The sequence below is a fragment of the Mesorhizobium sp. P2_B5 genome (assembly GCF_056404775.1).
Genome location: NZ_JBFUDJ010000009.1, coordinates 77,836 through 95,761 on the forward strand (window position 1 = coordinate 77,836; position 17,926 = coordinate 95,761).

A 17,926-nucleotide genomic window follows, 5' to 3' on the forward strand; every position below is an offset into this window, starting at 1 on the left:
TGTTTTTGTTGCGTCTGCCACCCGGTCAGGCCCTGCTGGTGTTTGAGAATCTCGGTTTGAGGCTAATCTAGTCGTCCGCCGCACCGACTGCCAGCGAAACGACCCTCCGTCCCCAAACTACCGCGCGCGCCTCGTCTTGCCGGGAAATCCACGCGATCAAGCAGGAACGTATGTCAGCCTAATGACGTCCTCATCAACGCGGTCGGTGGACACAAGGCGCAGCGGTGGCCTCGGGCCGGCGAAGAATGGCTTGCCGTAGCCAAGGACGACGGGGTGGAGGTAGAGCCGGTATTCATCTATCAGGCCGAGGTCGGTGAGGCTTCGCGCGAGATCCGGCCCGGAAACGGTAATCTCTCCAAGCAGCTGAGCCTTCAACCCGCGTACCACTCTCTCCAGGTCACCCTCAACCAAGGTCGCGTTGGGACCAACCGATCTCAGCGAACGCGATACGACCCATTTTGGTTGGCGCCGCCACGCCGCCGCGAAATCGCGTTGCGCCGTGCCCCATTCGGGACGGTCTTCGTCCCAGTACCGCATCGTCTCATACATGCGCCGGCCGTACACACTGCCGGCCAGGTCGCGTACGTGCCGGATCCAGTGATCAAACAGCGCGGGGCTCGTCTTCATCTGATCATGATCGACATAGCCATCCAGGGACTGGTTCATTCCAAAGACGAGCTTCGCCATGTCCAAATCTCCACGCCGAATTCTCAGGCGAATTCCATGATCACTGCGTCCACAGCCAGGCTGTCGCCCGGCTTGGCGTTGAGTTTGGCGACGGTCAGATCACGGTCGGCGCGCAGCACGTTTTCCATCTTCATCGCCTCGACCACGGCCAGCGTCTCGCCGGCCTTGACCTCCTGCCCCTCGACAACCGCGATCGACACGACCAGGCCCGGCATCGGGCAAAGCAGCATCTTGGACGTGTCCGGCGCCACCTTTTCCGGCATCAGCCGTTCCAGCTCCGCTATGCGCGGCAGCATGGTGCGTGCGTTCACCGACATGCCTTTCCAAGCGATGCGCAAGCCGTTCGGCAGTGGCCTGATCTGCGCGGTGACCCTGCGGGCGCCGACATGACCGCGCCAGATCAGATCGCCCGGCCGCCAGTCGGAAGTCACCGTCAGCGCCTTGCCACCATTGACCGACAGGTCGATTTCCATCGGGATGGAGACCATCCCTTCCAGGATCGAGGCGGAAAGATAATCCTCGCCGATCTTCACCACCCAGTCGCGTTTGAGCGCACCCGAATGCGGCGCCAACCGCCCGCCCAGCCGGTCGAGCCTGTCGCGGCGCAGAAGCTCGACCGCGGTGGCAATTGCCGCCAGCACCGCTTTTTCGTCCTCGTTGGGTACGATCGGCGCGAAGCCGTCGGGATATTCCTCCGCGATGAAGCCGGTCGATATCCGCCCTTCGCGCCAGCGCGGGTGCTGCATGAGCGCTGCCAGGAACGGTATGTTGTGCTCGATGCCGTCGACAACGAAACTGTTCAGCGCCTCCGACATGGCATCGATTGCATCGATACGCGTCGGCGCCCAGGTGCAGAGCTTTGCCACCATCGGGTCATAGAACATCGAAATCTCGGAGCCCTCGGTGACGCCGGTGTCGTTTCGGATGATGACATCGCCGAACGTGCCCTCCTCCGGCGGCCGATAGCGCGTCAACCGGCCGATCGACGGCAGGAAGTTGCGGTAGGGATCCTCGGCATAGAGCCGGCTTTCCACCGCCCAGCCGTTCAGCTTGACGTCGCTCTGCTTCAAAGCCAGCCTCTCGCCGGCAGCGACGCGGATCATCTGCTCGACCAGATCAATGCCGGTGACGAGCTCGGTGACCGGATGCTCGACCTGCAATCGTGTATTCATTTCAAGGAAATAGAAGTTCTTTTCAGCATCGACGATGAACTCGACGGTGCCGGCGCTCTGGTAGTCGACCGCCCGAGCCAGCGCGACTGACTGCTCGCCCATCGCCTTCCTGGTTTTGGCATCGAGGAATGGCGACGGTGCCTCTTCGGCGACCTTCTGGTTGCGGCGCTGGATCGAGCATTCGCGCTCGCCGAGGTAGAGCGCATTGCCATGCGCGTCGGCCAGCACCTGGATCTCGATATGGCGCGGATCGACGACGAATTTCTCGATGAAGACACGGTCGTCGCCGAACGAGCTTTTGGCTTCCGAGCGCGCCCGGTCGAAGCCGTCGCGCACTTCCGACTGGCTCCAGGCGATGCGCATGCCCTTGCCGCCGCCGCCGGCCGAGGCCTTGATCATCACGGGATAGCCGATCTCGCCGGCGATCTTTTCGGCATGGTCGGCATTTTCGATGACGCCAAGCCAGCCGGGTACTGTCGAAACCTTGGCCGCATTGGCGAACTTCTTCGATTCGATCTTGTCGCCCATCGCCTTGATCGCTTTGGGTTTCGGGCCGATGAAGACAATGCCCTCGGCCTCTAACGCTTCGCAGAAGGCGGCCCGCTCCGACAGGAACCCGTAGCCGGGATGCACGGCCTGCGCGCCTGTTTCCTTGCAGGCAGCGATGATTTTCTCAGGTTGGAGGTAGCTTTGCGCGGCGGGCGACGGCCCGATATGCACGGCTTCGTCGGCCATTTCGACATGCACGGCGTCGCGATCGGCGTCGGAGTAGACTGCGACCGTGGCGATGCCCATCTTGCGCGCCGTCTTGATGACGCGGCAAGCGATCTCGCCGCGATTGGCGATCAGGATTTTCGTGAACATGCAGACGTCGTTCCTCCGGCGAAGCCGTCCTGTTCTATGGACTATCCGGTTGTGGCTCAAGTGGCGGCATACGCATGGCAAAAGCATGCTCCAAGGCGCCTGTTTCAAAAATGCTTGTCGCGCTCGAACGGACCGAAGCGAATGCCTGATGTGACGAGATAGGCGGCCGACCAGCCCATGATCAGGAAGCCGGTGATGCCTTCCATCGCCGCCAGCAGCCGCCACTCGGCCAGCGGCGCCACGTCGGTGAAGCCGATCGTGGCGAAGGCCGATGCAGAGAAATAGAAGGCAGTGTCGAACTCTGCGAACGCGCCGACGGCCACCATTCCGGTGGCCCAAAGCGCCAGCTCAACGCAGACAAGCGCGAACATGCCGAGCGCCAGCACCACCAGCGCAACCACCTTTTCCGCGTGGCTGCCGTCCAGCATGGGATGGGCCAGCAGATAGGCAATGAGCTGCGTGAGCATGATCAGCCCGGCAGCATGGACCAGAAATGTCAGCACATCGAAGAGTGCCGCAAGCAGCAGATTGGCAAGCATAACCGACCCTTTCCCGACCCGGTCAGCCTATTGGCCGATGGTGTGCTATCTGCGTCAAGAAAGCGGGCATTTTGCCTCATCTGGCAGTTGCTGGAGCGGCCAAAACCTGAAACCTTGGAGCCAAAATCGCATGGGAGGAATTGTCTGATGAAAACCCGCGCCGCAGTCGCTGTCGCCGCCGGAAAGCCGCTGGAGATCATGGAGGTCGACCTCGACGGTCCGCGCGAGGGCGAGGTGCTGGTCGAGATCAAGGCGACCGGTATCTGCCATACCGACGAGTTCACGCTGTCAGGGGCTGATCCCGAGGGTCTCTTTCCGGCCATTCTCGGCCATGAGGGCGCCGGCGTCGTTGTCGATGTTGGCAAGGGCGTCACCTCGGTCAAGAAGGGCGACCATGTCATCCCGCTCTATACGCCGGAATGCCGCCAGTGCCCGTCCTGCCTGTCGCGCAAGACCAACCTCTGCACCGCGATCCGCGCCACCCAGGGCCAGGGCCTGATGCCGGACGGCTCGTCGCGCTTCTCGGTCGGCAAGGACAAGATCTTCCACTATATGGGCTGCTCGACCTTCTCGAACTTCACCGTGCTGCCCGAGATCGCGGTCGCCAAGGTCAATCCGGACGCTGCCTTCGACAAGATCTGCTACATCGGCTGCGGCGTCACCACCGGCATCGGCGCCGTCATCAACACGGCCAAGGTCGAGCAAGGCGCAACCGCCGTCGTCTTCGGCCTCGGCGGCATCGGCTTGAACGTCATCCAGGGTCTGAAGCTGGCCGGCGCCGACATGATCATCGGTGTCGATCTCAACAACGACAAGAAAGCCTGGGGCGAGCGCTTCGGCATGACGCATTTCGTCAATCCGAAGGAGATCGATGGCGACATCGTCCCTCACCTCGTCAACATGACCAAGCGCGGCGCCGACCAGATCGGCGGCGCCGACTACACATTCGACTGCACCGGCAACACCAAGGTGATGCGCCAGGCGCTGGAAGCCTCGCATCGCGGCTGGGGCAAGTCGGTCATCATCGGCGTCGCCGGCGCCGGCCAGGAGATTTCGACCAGACCCTTCCAATTGGTCACCGGCCGCACCTGGATGGGCACCGCCTTCGGCGGCGCGCGCGGCCGCACCGACGTGCCGAAGATCGTCGACTGGTACATGGACGGCAAGATCCAGATCGACCCGATGATCACCCATTTGCTGAAGCTGGAAGACATCAACAAGGGCTTCGACCTCATGCACGAGGGCAAGTCGATCCGGAGCGTAGTGGTTTACTGAGGAGAAGAGCCGCCGACCGAAGGGCCAGCGACTGAAGTTGCACGGGTTCAACAAGGGAGGAAGAAAATGCCTGAAAAACTGCATCCGAAAATCGACAATGGCTTGCCCAAGGAAAGCGCGAGCTTTGCCGGCGGCACGCTGGTCTGCGCCTGCACCAGCAAGCCGGTGAAGGTAAAGGTCAAGGGCCAGATCGCCCATAACCATGCCTGCGGCTGCACGAAGTGCTGGAAACCAGAAGGCGCGGTGTTCTCGGTCGTGGCGGTCGCCGGCACCGGCGACGTCACCGTCACCGAGAACGGCGACAAGCTGAAGGTGGTTGATCCCTCAGCGCTCATCCAGCGCCATGCCTGCACCGGCTGTGGCGTCCACATGCATGGCCCGGTCGAGCGCGATCATCCGTTCAAGGGCCTGACCTTCATCCATCCGGAGCGTTTCGAGGAGGACGGCTGGTCCCCGCCCGGCTTCACCGCTTTCGTGTCGTCGATCATCGAATCCGGTGTCGACCCCAAGCGGATGGACGGCATCCGCGGCCAGCTGAAGTCGATCGGGCTCGAGCCTTATGACTGCCTCAACCCCGGTCTGATGGACTATATCGCCACCTGGACGGCGAAGAAGTCAGGCGCGCTTCCGGCCTGACAATACGAGATTTCTGGCATGGGGCCGGGTAATATGCCGGCCCCATGTTCGTTTTGGAGAGACAATGCCCGCACCCGCCATCTACGTCGACGCCGACGCCTGCCCGGTGAAAGCCGAGGTCGAAAAGGTCGCCGAGCGCCATGGCGTCGTCGTCACTTACGTCTCCAATGGCGGGCTTCGTCCCTCGCGCGATCCGATGATCCGCAACGTCGTCGTTTCCAAGGGTGCTGACGCCGCCGACGACTGGATCGTCGACAACGCGAAATCCAACGACATCGTGATCACCGCCGACATTCCGCTTGCCGCCCGCGCCGTGGCGCTGGGCGCCCATGTGCTTGGGCCAACCGGTCGCCCTTTCACGCCCGAAACCATCGGCATGGCGGTGGCGATGCGCGATCTGAAGCAGCATTTGCGCGAGACCGGCGAGAGCAAGGGCTACAATGCCAGCTTTGCGCCGCAGGACCGCTCGCGCTTCCTGGGCGAACTCGACCGTATCTTGCGGCGCGCGCTGAAATCCGTCACACCGGAATAGAAACGGCACCCGAGGCCGGCCCGTGGCAACAGACATCCCGATCACGAACCCGCTGCACCGGCACAAGCAATTCCTGGTGTCGGCATGCGTCGGTCTGCCGGCATTGGTTATCGCGCTGATCGCGGGCTTGCCGCTTGCCTATTCCGTCTCGATCGCCGCCGACGCCTTCTTCGTCGTCTTCATCGCACTCGTCCTCGCCAAGATGCCGCTGCTGTCCGGTCGCTATCTCAGCAAGAATGCGCGCGAGGTCGACCTGCCGGTGCTGGGCATCTTTGCCATTACGCTGGGCGTCGTCAGCATCGCCATCGTCCTTTTGTTCCTGCTGATCAACCACAAGGACCGCGACCCGACCGAACTCGGTATTGCTATGTTGTCGATCCCGCTTGGCTGGTTCACCATCCACTCCCTGGCGGCGCTTCACTATGCTCATGTCTACTGGATGGACGGCGACGCAATCGATGCCGAAACAAAGAAGAAGATGCCGGTCGGCGGCCTCGATTTTCCCGGCAGCAAACGGCCGGATGGCTGGGACTTCCTCTATTTCGCGACGGTGATCGGCATGACCGCGCAGACTGCCGACACGGCGATAACCACCTCGCATATGCGCCGCGTCGTGCTTGTCCATTCGATCCTGTCGTTCTTCTTCAACACGGTCATCGTAGCTGCCGTCGTCAATCTCGCGGTCAGCCTTGGCAATTCGGGCCCGTAATGAGAATCTGCCCGTAATAAAAACGTGATCGCATGAAACATCGCTTTCGATAGCGACGTATTGGGAGGAGAACGACTTGCGCGGCCATGCCAGGATCGCGCAGCCAGAAGGCAGGAAAAAGATGAATACCGTTGCCATGAGCCAGCCTGACGCCGGGGCCGATGCCGCCGCGACGAAGGATAAGACGCTAATCTACCGGCAATCGCGCTGGACGCGTCTGACGCACGGGCTGTGGGCGATTTCGCTATTCTTCATGCTGTTGTCCGGTCTGCAGATCTTCAACGCCCGCCCGCAGCTCTATATCGGCAAGCAATCCGGCTTCGAGTACAACAACACTGTCTTTGCCATCGGCGCCGAAAACACCACGACCGGTCCGCGCGGCTATACCGAGATCTTCGGCCATCGCTTCGACACCACCGGCGTGCTCGGCTGGTCGGGCCCGGCCGGGCAGCAGACCTCGCGCGCCTTCCCGTCCTGGGCGACGATCCCGTCCTACTACGACCTCGGCACCGCCCGCGTCGTGCATTTCTTCTTTGCCTGGATACTGACTACCACCCTGGTCGTCTGGCTGGTCGCCAGCTTGGTCAACGGCCACCTGCGCCGTGATCTGGCTCCGCGCCTGGACGACCTTAAGCGCTTGCCGCGCGACATTATCGACCACGCCAAGCTCAGGTTTCACCACACCCGTGAATACAACACGCTGCAGAAAATGGCTTATGGCGGCGTGCTGTTCGTGCTGTTGCCGCTGATGATCATCACCGGTCTTGCCATGTCGCCGAGCATGAACTCGGTGCTGCCCTGGCTCAACGAGGTGCTCGGCGGCCGGCAGACGGCGCGCACCATCCATTTCACGGTGATGCTGCTGCTGGTCGGGTTTTTCATCATCCATATGCTGATGATCCTTGCTGCCGGCCCGATCAACGAACTGCGCTCGATCATTACCGGCTGGTACCGCACCGATCCTCCCGCGCATGACGACAAACCCGCCGAGAGGAGCGTCTAACATGGCCAAATTCCAGATCAGCCGCCGCAAATTCCTGACCGGTGCCAGCCTCGGTGTTTCCGGCATCATGCTGTCGGGCTGCGATGCCTTCGACAGCCAGCTCGGTATGGGCGACGGCCTGCGCAGCTTCCTCGAAAACGCCAACGGCCTGACCTATCGGGCGCAGCGCCTGCTGGCCGGTCGCGACGCGCTGGCGCCGGAATTTTCCGAGGCCGACATCCGCCAGCCGCAGCGGCCGAACGGCGTGACAGCGCCCGACGACGACACCTACAAAGGCCTGCTCGCCAACAATTTCGCCGATTGGCGGCTGGAAGTGACGGGCCTGGTCGAAAAGCCGCTGTCGCTCAGCCGCGAGCAGCTGCAGAACATGCCGAGCCGCACCCAGATCACCCGGCATGACTGCGTCGAAGGCTGGAGCTGCATCGCCAAATGGACCGGAACGCCGCTGTCGCTGGTGCTGGATCAGGCTGTCGTCAAGCCTGAGGCGCGCTACGTCATGTTCCACTGCCTCGACACGATCGACCGCAGCCTCTCCGGCGAGATCAAATATTACGGCAGCATCGACCTGATCGACGCCCGCCACCCGCAGACGATCCTCGCCTATGGCCTCAACGGCAAGCCGCTGCCGGTCGAAAACGGCGCGCCGCTGCGCGTGCGCGTCGAGCGCCAGCTCGGCTACAAGATGCCGAAATACCTCTACAAAATCGAATTGATCGACAGTTTTGCCAATGTCGGAGGTGGCCGCGGCGGCTACTGGGAAGACAATGGCTACGACTGGTATGGCGGGATTTGATTGAGCCTGCCGATCGAGTTCACGCCACCTTGTCGAGCAGTGGCTTGAGCGCCGGGTGAATCTCCGGCGAGGCGTGCTTGATCGGCGTCAGCAGCGCGCGTTCATTGCCGTGCAGCGGGCGGTGGGTGCCGATGCGCTCGGCCAGCCATTTTGCCTCGCCGGCATCGATCGTTTCGGCACGGCGCGCGAGCGCTTCGGCAGCCCGGTTCTTCGATTCCCACTCGGCCTCGATATCGCCGGGCGAACGATAGGCTTCCATGATGCCTGCGAGCCCGCCCGACACCATCCGGCTGAAAAAGCCGCCAATCTCTGGCTCGGCCTGTTCGAAGAAGCTGTCACGGCGCAAGGCAGCCTCGCGCGTCGGCGCTTCGTAGCCGGCCGAACACATGACGAAATTGGCGAGCGCCTTGACGAACAGTTCGTTCCAGGACGGATCATTGCCGGCGGCGGAAGTCTGCTCGTTGATCCTGAACAGGACTTCGGCCTCGGTGCGGGTGATGGCGATGTTACCGTCGCCGCCATAGGCATAGAGGATGCGGCGCAACAGATCGACTTCGGCCTTGGCGACCAGCCCGGGAACCAGCGTGCCGCCAAGCATCAGCGGCCCCTTACCGTCGACCACCGCATGGGCGACCTGCTCCAGCGCATAGGCGGACAGCCGGCCGGGCGATGATTTCGCCCTCTCCAGCACATGCACTAGGAGCTCCAGCTCGATGCGACTATCGACCATGCCGTCACGCGAGATCGTCCTGATGAGCCAGTCGGCATTGTCCTCGGAAATGTAGCCCGCCGGCTTTTCCTGGTGGACGATATAATCCGTGACGGCCTCGACGAAGAATCCAAGCCATTCCGGGGATTTGTCCCTGGCCGTGGCGTCAAGCGCGAACAGCGCCTCGGCCTCACCACGGCTCACCACGCCATCGGCGAATACTTCGCGGCGCAACATGACGACATCTTCCGCCGTGATGCGATCTTTCGAAGTCAGCCCCGCCACCGGTGCGCTCCCGATCCGTTCGCCCATCTGTCAGTCCCCGTCCGTCGTGCTAACCCAACTACCGGCCAAACTATCAGCAGTGTCTTGAAAAACCGGCAAACGGCGTGGTTAGCGAAGACTTGTCAGGAAGATGTCGCTGGCAGGTGACAACGTGTCGCCGACAAGCTATGGATGGCGCGTCGAGGGCTCAGGTCTGAGTCCTACCTGTTTGCGGGAGAGAGCAGCGCGAGCTGCCGCCGAAGGGGAAATCGCCCGAAATCTCTCAGGCAAAAGAACCGTAGACGGGAAAGACACTCTGGAAAGTCGGGGCTTGCCCCCGCGCCGAAGGTGTAAGCGTCGCCGACAGAGTTCCGGTTGCGCGAGTCTCTCAGGCTTCAGACAGAGGGGCACGGACTGGTCGCCAGCAGCGGCCGATTGCGTGCGACTCTGGAGATGACATGACGGGCGACGACACCAAACACCTTCCCCTCGAGGACCTGCACACCGCCGTCGGCGCGCGCTTTGGCGCCTTTGCCGGCTGGTCGATGCCGCTGACCTATCCGGCCGGCGTGATGAAGGAGCACCTTCACACCCGTGAACATGCAGGGCTGTTCGACATTTCGCATATGAAGCTGTTCGAAGTCAGCGGCCCGGGCGTTGTCGCGCTCTTGAACCGCGCCTGCCCGCTCGATGCCGGCGCGCTCGGGATTTCGCAGTCCAAATACAGCTTTTTCCTCAATGAGGCCGCTGGGATCATCGACGACCTGATCGTCACCCGGCTCGGCGATACCAGGTTCATGGTGGTCGCCAATGCCGGCAATGCTGCCGAGGACGAGAAGCATTTGCGCGCGCTGGCGGCGGATTTCGATGTGAAGGTCGAGGCGCTTGACCGCGTCTTTCTCGCCATCCAGGGACCCGAAGCGTGGGCTGCCTTGTCCCGCGCCGGCATCGAGACCGGCTCGCTGCTGTTCATGCACGGCATCGAGCCGAAGCAGAACTGGTTCATGAGCCGCTCCGGCTATACCGGCGAAGACGGATTCGAGATCGGCCTGCCGGAAGCGGATGCGCGGGCTTTGGTTGTGAAATTGCTTGAGGACGAGCGCGTGTTGTGGATCGGCCTTGCCGCACGCGACTCGCTGCGGCTGGAGGCCGGCCTCTGCCTGCATGGCCAGGACATCACGCCGGAAATCGATCCGGCCAGTGCCGGCCTGATGTGGGCGGTCCCCAAGGATCTCCGTGCCAGCGGATCCTTCATCGGTGCCGACGCCTTGCGGGCGATCCTGGAGCGTGGCGCGGCACAAAAGCGCGTCGGCCTGAAGCCGGACGGCCGCCAACCGGTGCGCGCCGGTGCTGCCCTGTTCGACGCCGACGGCAATGCGGCCGGCCATGTCACATCAGGCGGCTTCGGCCCTTCGGCCGGCCACCCCGTCGCCATGGGATACGCGTCCACGCCCATGGCCAAGCCAGGGACAAAACTCTTCGCCGACGTTCGCGGGACGAAAATCCCGATCGATATCAGTTCCTTGCCCTTCATTCCTCATCGCTACCGCAAAGGATAAATCCCGATGGCAAAAACCTATTTCACACAAGATCACGAATGGCTGAGCGTCGAGGGCGGCATCGCCACCGTCGGGATCACCGACTATGCGCAGGAACAGCTTGGCGATCTTGTCTTTGTCGAACTGCCTCAAATCGGCACGAAGCTGAGCAAGGGCGATACGGCCGTGGTTGTCGAATCCGTCAAGGCGGCCTCCGACGTCTATGCGCCGGTCGATGGCGAGATCACCGACGCCAATGGCGCACTGTCCTCGGACCCGTCGCTGGTCAACTCGGCGGCGACCGGCGACGGCTGGCTGTGGAAGATGAAGCTTGCCGACGAAGGCCAACTCGCCGGCCTCATGGATGACGCCGCCTACAAAGCCCATATCGGCTGATAACAGGACTTAAAAACGATGAGCGCAGCACTTACCCCCTTCTCGGCCCGCCATATCGGCCCGGGCGTCAATGATGTCAGAGCCATGCTTGCCGTGATCGGCGTTCCCTCCGTCGAGACGCTGATCAGCCAGGCCGTGCCGCAGTCGATCCGCCTCGACCTGCCGCTGACCCTGCCCGCACCGGCGAGCGAAGCCGAAGCGTTGGCCGAATTGTCCGCGACCATGGCGAAGAACACGGTGCTGAAGAGCTTCATCGGCGCCGGCTATCACGGCGTGCATGTGCCACCGGTCATCCAGCGCAACCTGTTCGAGAACCCGGCCTGGTACACCGCCTATACGCCCTACCAGGCCGAGATCAGCCAGGGTCGCCTGGAAATGCTGTTCAATTTCCAGACCCTGGTCACCGAGCTGACCGGGCTGCCCGTGGCCTCGGCCTCGCTGCTCGATGAGGCGACGGCGGTGGCCGAAGCCGTCGGCATCGCCTTGCGCCATCATCGCGACAAGCGCACCAAGGTGGCGCTGGCCGGCACGCCACACCCGCAGACGCTGGACGTCGTGCGTACCCGCGCCGAACCGCTCGGCATCGAGATCGACGGCGAGACCATCGACGACAACACCGCCGCTCTGCTCGTCTCCTGGCCGGACACATTTGGTGTTTATGGCGACCACAAGGCGGCGATCGACAAGGCCCGCGCCACCGGTGCGGTCGTCGTCTTCATCGCCGATCCGCTCGCGCTCACCCTGACCGATGCGCCGGCCAAGCTCGGCGCCGACATCGCCGTCGGCCCGATGCAGCGCTTTGGCGTGCCGATGGGCTTTGGCGGCCCGCACGCCGCCTATTGCGCCGTCTCCGACAAACTGACCCGGCTGATGCCTGGCCGCCTCGTCGGCCAGTCCACTGACAGCAAGGGCCGCCCGGGCTATCGCCTTGCCCTGCAGACACGCGAACAGCATATCCGCCGCGACAAGGCGACCTCCAACATCTGCACCGCGCAGGCGCTGCTTGCCAACATGGCGACGGCCTACGCGATCTGGCATGGCCCCGCCGGCTTGCAGGCGATTGCAGCGCGCATCCATGAGCTCGCCAATCGCCTCGCGGCAGGCCTGAAGGCCGCTGGCGTTTCGGTGCTCGGCTTACGCCGTTTCGACACAGTGACGGCCGAAGTGAAAGGCAAGGCTGCTTCGATTGCGGCTGCCGCTGAAAAGGGTGGCCGGCTGCTGCGCATCATCGATGCCGACCGTATCAGCATCGCCTTCGACGAAACCTCGACCGAAGCCGATCTCGAGGCGATCGCCGCCCTGTTCGGCGCCAAGCCAGGCACCGCCGAAGCCGGCGCAATGCCCGGCAAGCCGCGCGGCAAGGAGTTTTTGACCCAGCCGGTTTTCCGCGAGAACCACTCCGAGACCGACATGATGCGCTTGCTGCGCCGGCTGGCCGACAAGGATCTGGCGCTCGACCGCACCATGATCCCGCTGGGCTCCTGCACCATGAAGCTCAACGCGGCGGCCGAAATGATGCCGGTCAGCTGGCCGAGCGTCGCCAATCTGCATCCCTTCGCACCGGCCAGCCATTCGCAGGGGTATCGCGCCATGGTCGGCGAACTGGAGGGCTGGCTGTCGGAGATTACCGGCTTCGACGCCGTCAGCCTGCAGCCCAATGCCGGCAGCCAGGGCGAATATGCCGGCTTGCTCGCCATCCGCGCCTATCACCGCGCGCGCGGCGAGGGCCATCGCACCATCTGCCTGATCCCCTCCTCCGCGCATGGCACCAATCCGGCGAGTGCGGCCATGGCCGGCATGAGCGTCGTCGTCGTGCGTTGCCTTGAGGACGGCAATATCGACATGGACGATATGCGGGCCAAGGCCAACGAGCATTCGAAGAATCTCGCAGCGCTGATGTTCACCTATCCTTCGACGCACGGCGTCTACGAAGAAGGCGCGCGCCACCTCTGCGCCCTGATCCATGAGCATGGCGGCCAGGTCTATTTCGACGGTGCCAACCTCAACGCGCTGGTCGCCCTGGCGCGCCCCGCCGACATCGGCGCCGATGTCTGCCATATGAACCTGCACAAGACCTTCTGCATTCCGCATGGCGGCGGCGGTCCGGGCGTCGGTCCGATCGGCGTCAGGGCGCATCTCAAGCCCTATTTGCCGGGTCATGTCACCGAAGGCTCGGCGCATGCCGTGTCGGCTGCCCCGTTCGGCAGCGCTTCCATCCTGCCGATCACCTGGATGTACATCCGCATGATGGGCGCCGGCGGGCTGAAGCAGGCGACGGAGACGGCGATCATCTCGGCCAACTATGTGGCGACGCGGCTCGCGCCGTACTTCCCGCTTCTCTACAAGGGCAGGCACGATCGCATCGCGCATGAATGCATCCTCGACACCCGCGTGCTCAAGGAAAGCGCCGGCATCAGTGTCGACGACATCGCCAAGCGCCTGATCGACTACGGTTTTCACGCGCCGACCATGTCGTTCCCGGTCGCCGGCACGCTGATGGTCGAGCCAACCGAGTCCGAGCCCAAGCGCGAGCTCGACCGGTTCTGCGAGGCGATGATCGCCATCGCCGGCGAGGCCGCCAAAGTGGCGAAGGGTGAATGGCCGCTTGAGGACAACCCGCTGGTCAACGCCCCGCACACGGCGGCCGAAACGCTTGCCGGCCAGTGGACCCATCCTTATTCGCGGCTGGAAGCGGCCTACCCTGCCGGCGACGCCGATACATCAGCCAAGTACTGGCCGCCGGTGTCGCGCATCGACAATGTCGCCGGCGACCGCAACCTCGTCTGTTCCTGCCCGCCGCTGTCGGAATATCTCGGCGCCGCCGAGTAGAGGCTACAAGCAATTCCAGGGAAAATGCGACGCGGTTTTCCCGGGAAAAGCGCGCAGCGCTTTCCCTTGGGAATTGCGGAAAAGCAAATGGATCAAGCAGAACGCAAGGCCGGCCCGTCGGCCTTGCTCGTCTTGTCCAGGATCAGCACGCGGTTTCGCCCGGCGTGCTTGGCCGCGTAGAGCGCCTTGTCGGCCTCGGCCAGCACCTCGTCGAGGCTGCTGCCGCCCTCCGCGCCGAAGCCGATGCCGCCGCTGACGCTGCTGCGCAGCGGACCGCGAGGCGTCGGCACCACTTCCGTACCGAAGGCGACGCCGATCTTGCTGGCGAGATCGTAGGCCTTGTCCTCGGTCATCCGCGACATGACCAGCGCGAACTCCTCGCCGCCCAGCCGGAAGGCGTGGACGCCGGCCCTGTCATACTTCTTGATGATTGCGGCGAAGCGGCACAGCACCCGGTCGCCGACCGGATGGCCATAGACATCGTTCGTCCGCTTGAAATGATCGAGGTCGAACATGGCGACCGACATGAACGGACCGAAGACGCGCTCGCCATAGAGTGAAATCAAAGCCCGCCGGTTCATCAGGCCGGTCAGCGGGTCGGTCAAGGTTTCGGCCTTCAACTCGATCTGCGCCTGCAAATGGTGCAGCGACAGCGTCAGCGCGCCGAGCGCCGTCATGCAGGCGACCGCCACGACCGAATTCAGCCGCTCGGCCCAATTGTCGGGCGCGACGCCAAGCACCCACTGGCCCTTGACCAGAAGTACAGCGGCGCAGAGGCCGAAGGACAGACCACAGACGCCGCTCAAGGCCGAGACGACCAGAAGAATGCCGCGATCATGACCGCCGCCCTTTATCCAGAACATCACTCCGATCGAGGCGAGCAGCACCGTTACCGTCGTATAGGTGAGGATGAAACCGACACCGTCGAAACCGAGATAGGTCACGCCGGCGCAGATCGCCATCGCAAGCAGGGTCGGCAGGACGGCGCGATTGTGGTTGCGCACACCGAGATACTGCATGGCCGAGAGCGAGAGGGCCAGGAACCCGAGGCTGAGAAGTGCTAATGCCGTCTGGCAAAGCCAAGGGTTGGGCTCCCTTGTGTAGCGCCAGAACACGATGACATGGGCGACAAGGACCAGAATGCCGCACGCCACCGTCAGCACAAAGCGCGCACGCGGCGCCGTGAACCAGATCGCAAACATGGTAACGCTGAGGCATGTGCCCGACAGCGCAGCCGCCAGCAGGAGCGAACTGAAATCCAGCATGGGTGAACGACAGCCTTCAGGGATCGTCGGTTGCACCGCATCATAGGCGAGCGGCCGCTTCGAGATACCGTTTTTGACCGGGCTTGCAGTGCAAATTTCCGACAGGGTTTACAAACCGTCGATAGATCGCGGCAGATACCACAAACGACGGTTGCGAAGCCTCACCCCTTGTTGAGCAGCGCCAGATTGGCGTTGACCACGGTCGGGTCGGCCATGCCCGCCCTTGCTTCCATCAGCAGGGCTCTTGCCTTCTGCTTGTTGCCGCGCAGCAGCTGCGAATAGCCCATATTGTTGACGATCTGCGGCTTGCGCCCAGCAACCTTCAACAACTGGTCGTAGGCGCGGTCGGCGAAGTCGAAGCGGCCGAGCTCGTCGTAGGACGCAGCCAGCCCCATCCATCCCTCGGCACTGTCGGCCTTCAGCTCCACGGCCTTGCGGAAATGCTGTTCGGCAAGACCGTAATTGGCGTCGCGGAACTGCGCCTTGCCCTGCGCCAGGTCGGAAGTGCTGACGTCCTTTGCCGCCGGTTGGATAGATGTGGTCTTGGTCTTGTCGACGTTCTCAGTCGTACAACCGCTGACCGCCAAGACGGCCGCTAGCGCGGCCATTGCCGTGAAAGTTCTGTGACGCATGCCCCTGCCCCAGTCGCCCGATTTACCGGGTCATTCTCTGGGGATCATGTGTACAGGAGAGCGATTAAGCTTCGGTGCTGAAATGCGCTGAAAATTTGGTTTCCGGCACACCGTCCATTAACCACCAGGCGCAACCCTCGATCGGCACCGACGCGAGCGGCCTCAAGGTTCCAAGGCGTTGAGCGCCGCCGGAACCGGATAGCGGCCGCCGTCATAACGCAGCCGATAGGTATGGCCTGTGGACTTGCCGGGATGGGACTGGCACTCCCCGTTCGCATCAGGAAATGGATTATCGGTATCCGATCGCTCGACCACGGTAATGTCGTGATAGCCGTGATGTATCGCCCGGCCCATGGTCAGCGTCACCTGAGTGGAGTGAAACGATCCTGCGCAGTTGGTATCGCCCTCGCCGCCACTGCCTGCCACGATCATGCCAGCGAGCACCACCCGCAGGCCGTTGCCGTCAACCGCATAGAGCCGCAGATCGGTCTCGCTAAAGGGATTCGGCTGCGAATGGTTTGCCATCTCGATGCGCAGGCCGAAGGCGGTGATATCAGGGGCCAGCCCATAGCGGCCGGTGTCGAACTCGATCTCGCGGATTGCGATGGCGTCATCCGTCATCAGATCAGGCTGGAGCAGCCGCTGGCGCACCTGCAGGCTGTTCCGGTCGACCACCAGCAACTCGATATCGCCGACGTGTCGGTCGTCGCTGGATTGGGAGCTGTCAATCAGCGGCACCGCGACCAGCAACAATTCGTCATGGGCGGGCCAGACCTTGCAGACCAAACCGAACGGCGTATCGCCGTCCCGGAGGGTTTGAGCGATGCTGGTATGGGGCTCGAGTGTGAACGAGGTGCCGTCAGCACTCTTGCGAGCCTTGGGATAGGACTGTTGCACGAGAGCGGCAGCGTCGCCGCAGTCGCCGGCCGCAGCCTGTGCAGGCGACAAGCCGGCCGTGGCAAGGCAGAGGAAGACGGTGCACAAGATTATTCGCATTGGCTGATCACTCATCTGCCGGTTTTGCCGAAGCAGCCGCACTGGCCGGGTCTCGCGAAATCCAGGCAGGGCTAATTGAAGTGAGTAACCGCAGGAAGTCGCCGGGCGGCTCCGACGTATCTACTGCGCGGCAGTCATTTTGACGATGATCGGAATGACGGCGATCATCAGCACCACCGGCAGGATGCACACCACCACCGGCACCGACATCTTGGCCGGCAAGGCATGTGCCTTTTCCTCGGCCAGCGACATGCGCTTGTGGCGCATTTCGTCGGAGAACACACGCAGCGCCCCGGCGAGGCTGGTGCCGAGTTCCTTGGACTGCTGCAGGAGCGTGGCAAAGGAGCGCACCTCGTCAAGGCTGAGGCGGTCGGCGAGCGCCTTCAGGGCATCGTCCAGGCTGCGGCCAGCCCTCAGTTCCAGCGACACCAACTGCAGGTTCTGGCTGAGCGACGGATAGGTCTTGGCCAGTTCCTTCGAGACGCGCTCGATGCCGGCTTCCATGCTCATGCCGGCATCGGAGCAGACGATCATCAAATCCATGAAGTCGGGAAAGCCGTTGCGGTATTCGCGCATTTTTTCCCGCACCTTCTGGCTGAGCACCAGGCCGGGCACGAAATAGCCGGCGGCTCCCGACAGGATGATGAAGGTCCAGCGACTGGTCGCGGTGGAATCGGCGCTCGCCATCCAATGGTTGACCAGGAACGCGCCGATCGCGGCACCCACGAGGCAGGCGAAGCGGATCAGGAAGAACGTGCCGACCGCGCGCGGCTCCATGTAGCCCGCCTGGATCAGCTTCATGCGCAGCCGGGCGACATTTTCCGGATCGCTCTTGGCGTAGAATTCCTGCGCCCGCTTCACCGCCTTCTCGCGCACGACGCTCTGGCTCTTCTTCGGCGCCGCCTCGACCTGTTCGGGAGCCTTCCTGTCGTCGACCTTGAGCCGGCGCTTGAGATCGTTGCGGTCGCCTTTGGCCAACACCAGCGGCCATGCCACCGCGCCGCCGCCCAATGCCAGGAGCAGCGCGGCCACCGGCATCATCGAGGTCGGCGCCAGCGAGGCGAGGAACTGGATCACCTGTTCCATA

Annotated in this window: 17 protein-coding genes and 1 riboswitch; of the genes, 9 read left to right on the forward strand and 8 right to left on the reverse strand. The window is 63.1% G+C overall.

Going from position 1 to position 17,926, the window contains the following annotated elements; translation table 11 throughout:
• Positions 1-156 precede the first annotated feature (156 nt).
• The 3 genes from AC1D1N_RS24495 to AC1D1N_RS24505 form a co-directional block, all read right to left on the reverse strand.
• Positions 157-687, reverse strand: coding sequence for a dihydrofolate reductase family protein (locus tag AC1D1N_RS24495; protein ID WP_436260175.1), 531 nt, complete (start codon positions 685-687; stop codon positions 157-159).
• Between the two features lie 23 nt (positions 688-710).
• A complete protein-coding gene (locus AC1D1N_RS24500; RefSeq protein WP_477351576.1) occupies positions 711-2,723 on the reverse strand; it encodes an acetyl-CoA carboxylase biotin carboxylase subunit in 2,013 nt (670 codons plus the stop codon).
• Positions 2,724-2,827: 104 nt separating this feature from the next.
• A complete protein-coding gene (locus AC1D1N_RS24505) occupies positions 2,828-3,262 on the reverse strand; it encodes an ion channel (protein WP_477351578.1) in 435 nt (144 codons plus the stop codon).
• A 147-nt stretch (positions 3,263-3,409) separates the two neighbouring features.
• Here AC1D1N_RS24505 and AC1D1N_RS24510 point away from each other — a divergent pair, with 147 nt between their 5' ends.
• The 6 genes from AC1D1N_RS24510 (at position 3,410) to AC1D1N_RS24535 (ending at position 8,210) form a co-directional block, all read left to right on the forward strand.
• Entirely contained in the window at positions 3,410-4,537 is a 1,128-nt protein-coding gene (locus AC1D1N_RS24510; protein ID WP_477351580.1) for an S-(hydroxymethyl)glutathione dehydrogenase/class III alcohol dehydrogenase, read from the forward strand.
• Positions 4,538-4,603: 66 nt separating this feature from the next.
• Positions 4,604-5,173: an S-(hydroxymethyl)glutathione synthase gene (gfa, locus tag AC1D1N_RS24515; protein WP_112564608.1), complete on the forward strand. Its 570-nt coding sequence runs from the start codon at positions 4,604-4,606 to the stop codon at positions 5,171-5,173.
• Between the two features lie 64 nt (positions 5,174-5,237).
• Positions 5,238-5,705 carry a YaiI/YqxD family protein gene (locus tag AC1D1N_RS24520; protein WP_112564610.1) on the forward strand — a complete coding sequence of 156 codons (468 nt, stop codon included), beginning with the start codon at positions 5,238-5,240 and terminating at the stop codon, positions 5,703-5,705.
• Between the two features lie 22 nt (positions 5,706-5,727).
• On the forward strand, positions 5,728-6,414 hold the full coding sequence (locus tag AC1D1N_RS24525) for a DUF1345 domain-containing protein (RefSeq protein WP_352588862.1): 687 nt from the start codon (positions 5,728-5,730) through the stop codon (positions 6,412-6,414).
• A gap of 136 nt (positions 6,415-6,550) precedes the next feature.
• Positions 6,551-7,417 carry a cytochrome b/b6 domain-containing protein gene (locus AC1D1N_RS24530; protein ID WP_477351683.1) on the forward strand — a complete coding sequence of 289 codons (867 nt, stop codon included), beginning with the start codon at positions 6,551-6,553 and terminating at the stop codon, positions 7,415-7,417.
• Between the two features lies 1 nt (position 7,418).
• On the forward strand, positions 7,419-8,210 hold the full coding sequence (locus AC1D1N_RS24535; RefSeq protein ID WP_436260182.1) for a molybdopterin-binding protein: 792 nt from the start codon (positions 7,419-7,421) through the stop codon (positions 8,208-8,210).
• 19 nt (positions 8,211-8,229) lie between these two features.
• Here AC1D1N_RS24535 and AC1D1N_RS24540 read toward each other — a convergent pair whose 3' ends face one another.
• A complete protein-coding gene (locus tag AC1D1N_RS24540; RefSeq protein ID WP_477351583.1) occupies positions 8,230-9,231 on the reverse strand; it encodes a hypothetical protein in 1,002 nt (333 codons plus the stop codon).
• Between the two features lie 174 nt (positions 9,232-9,405).
• Positions 9,406-9,492: riboswitch (glycine riboswitch) on the forward strand.
• A 149-nt stretch (positions 9,493-9,641) separates the two neighbouring features.
• On the opposite strand from AC1D1N_RS24540, the gene gcvT reads away from it, so the two are divergent.
• From gcvT to gcvP, 3 genes are read left to right on the forward strand one after another with little or no spacing between them, the layout of a single operon-like run.
• Positions 9,642-10,742 carry a glycine cleavage system aminomethyltransferase GcvT gene (gcvT, locus tag AC1D1N_RS24545; RefSeq protein ID WP_436260184.1) on the forward strand — a complete coding sequence of 367 codons (1,101 nt, stop codon included), beginning with the start codon at positions 9,642-9,644 and terminating at the stop codon, positions 10,740-10,742.
• A gap of 6 nt (positions 10,743-10,748) precedes the next feature.
• The gene (gcvH, locus tag AC1D1N_RS24550) at positions 10,749-11,117 is read left to right on the forward strand and encodes a glycine cleavage system protein GcvH (RefSeq protein WP_112564620.1); all 369 of its coding nucleotides are present in this window, start codon (positions 10,749-10,751) and stop codon (positions 11,115-11,117) included.
• 18 nt (positions 11,118-11,135) lie between these two features.
• Positions 11,136-13,946 carry an aminomethyl-transferring glycine dehydrogenase gene (gene gcvP, locus AC1D1N_RS24555; RefSeq protein ID WP_477351585.1) on the forward strand — a complete coding sequence of 937 codons (2,811 nt, stop codon included), beginning with the start codon at positions 11,136-11,138 and terminating at the stop codon, positions 13,944-13,946.
• 92 nt (positions 13,947-14,038) lie between these two features.
• Here gcvP and AC1D1N_RS24560 read toward each other — a convergent pair whose 3' ends face one another.
• The 4 genes from AC1D1N_RS24560 to AC1D1N_RS24575 form a co-directional block, all read right to left on the reverse strand.
• Positions 14,039-15,211 carry a GGDEF domain-containing protein gene (locus tag AC1D1N_RS24560; protein ID WP_477351587.1) on the reverse strand — a complete coding sequence of 391 codons (1,173 nt, stop codon included), beginning with the start codon at positions 15,209-15,211 and terminating at the stop codon, positions 14,039-14,041.
• A gap of 161 nt (positions 15,212-15,372) precedes the next feature.
• On the reverse strand, positions 15,373-15,843 hold the full coding sequence (locus tag AC1D1N_RS24565; RefSeq protein ID WP_112564626.1) for a hypothetical protein: 471 nt from the start codon (positions 15,841-15,843) through the stop codon (positions 15,373-15,375).
• A 162-nt stretch (positions 15,844-16,005) separates the two neighbouring features.
• Positions 16,006-16,827, reverse strand: a complete 822-nt coding sequence (locus AC1D1N_RS24570; RefSeq protein WP_477351589.1) for a PA3715 family protein — start codon at positions 16,825-16,827, stop codon at positions 16,006-16,008.
• 132 nt (positions 16,828-16,959) lie between these two features.
• Entirely contained in the window at positions 16,960-17,925 is a 966-nt protein-coding gene (locus AC1D1N_RS24575) for a type II secretion system F family protein (RefSeq protein WP_112564628.1), read from the reverse strand.
• Position 17,926: the final 1 nt, after the last annotated feature.

Excerpts from the sequence above, each read along its gene's own strand:
- AC1D1N_RS24495 (WP_436260175.1), bottom strand. The coding sequence starts at position 687 with ATGGCGAAGCTCGTCTTTGGAATGAACCAGTCCCTGGATGGCTATGTC.
- gcvT (WP_436260184.1), top strand. The coding sequence starts at position 9,642 with ATGACGGGCGACGACACCAAACACCTTCCCCTCGAGGACCTGCACACC.
- gfa (WP_112564608.1), top strand. The coding sequence starts at position 4,604 with ATGCCTGAAAAACTGCATCCGAAAATCGACAATGGCTTGCCCAAGGAA.
- AC1D1N_RS24520 (WP_112564610.1), top strand. The coding sequence starts at position 5,238 with ATGCCCGCACCCGCCATCTACGTCGACGCCGACGCCTGCCCGGTGAAA.
- AC1D1N_RS24505 (WP_477351578.1), bottom strand. The coding sequence starts at position 3,262 with ATGCTTGCCAATCTGCTGCTTGCGGCACTCTTCGATGTGCTGACATTT.
- AC1D1N_RS24575 (WP_112564628.1), bottom strand. The coding sequence starts at position 17,925 with ATGGAACAGGTGATCCAGTTCCTCGCCTCGCTGGCGCCGACCTCGATG.
- AC1D1N_RS24530 (WP_477351683.1), top strand. The coding sequence starts at position 6,551 with ATGAGCCAGCCTGACGCCGGGGCCGATGCCGCCGCGACGAAGGATAAG.
- gcvH (WP_112564620.1), top strand. The coding sequence starts at position 10,749 with ATGGCAAAAACCTATTTCACACAAGATCACGAATGGCTGAGCGTCGAG.
- gcvP (WP_477351585.1), top strand. The coding sequence starts at position 11,136 with ATGAGCGCAGCACTTACCCCCTTCTCGGCCCGCCATATCGGCCCGGGC.
- AC1D1N_RS24560 (WP_477351587.1), bottom strand. The coding sequence starts at position 15,211 with ATGCTGGATTTCAGTTCGCTCCTGCTGGCGGCTGCGCTGTCGGGCACA.
- AC1D1N_RS24535 (WP_436260182.1), top strand. The coding sequence starts at position 7,419 with ATGGCCAAATTCCAGATCAGCCGCCGCAAATTCCTGACCGGTGCCAGC.
- AC1D1N_RS24565 (WP_112564626.1), bottom strand. The coding sequence starts at position 15,843 with ATGCGTCACAGAACTTTCACGGCAATGGCCGCGCTAGCGGCCGTCTTG.
- AC1D1N_RS24500 (WP_477351576.1), bottom strand. The coding sequence starts at position 2,723 with ATGTTCACGAAAATCCTGATCGCCAATCGCGGCGAGATCGCTTGCCGC.
- AC1D1N_RS24540 (WP_477351583.1), bottom strand. The coding sequence starts at position 9,231 with ATGGGCGAACGGATCGGGAGCGCACCGGTGGCGGGGCTGACTTCGAAA.
- AC1D1N_RS24510 (WP_477351580.1), top strand. The coding sequence starts at position 3,410 with ATGAAAACCCGCGCCGCAGTCGCTGTCGCCGCCGGAAAGCCGCTGGAG.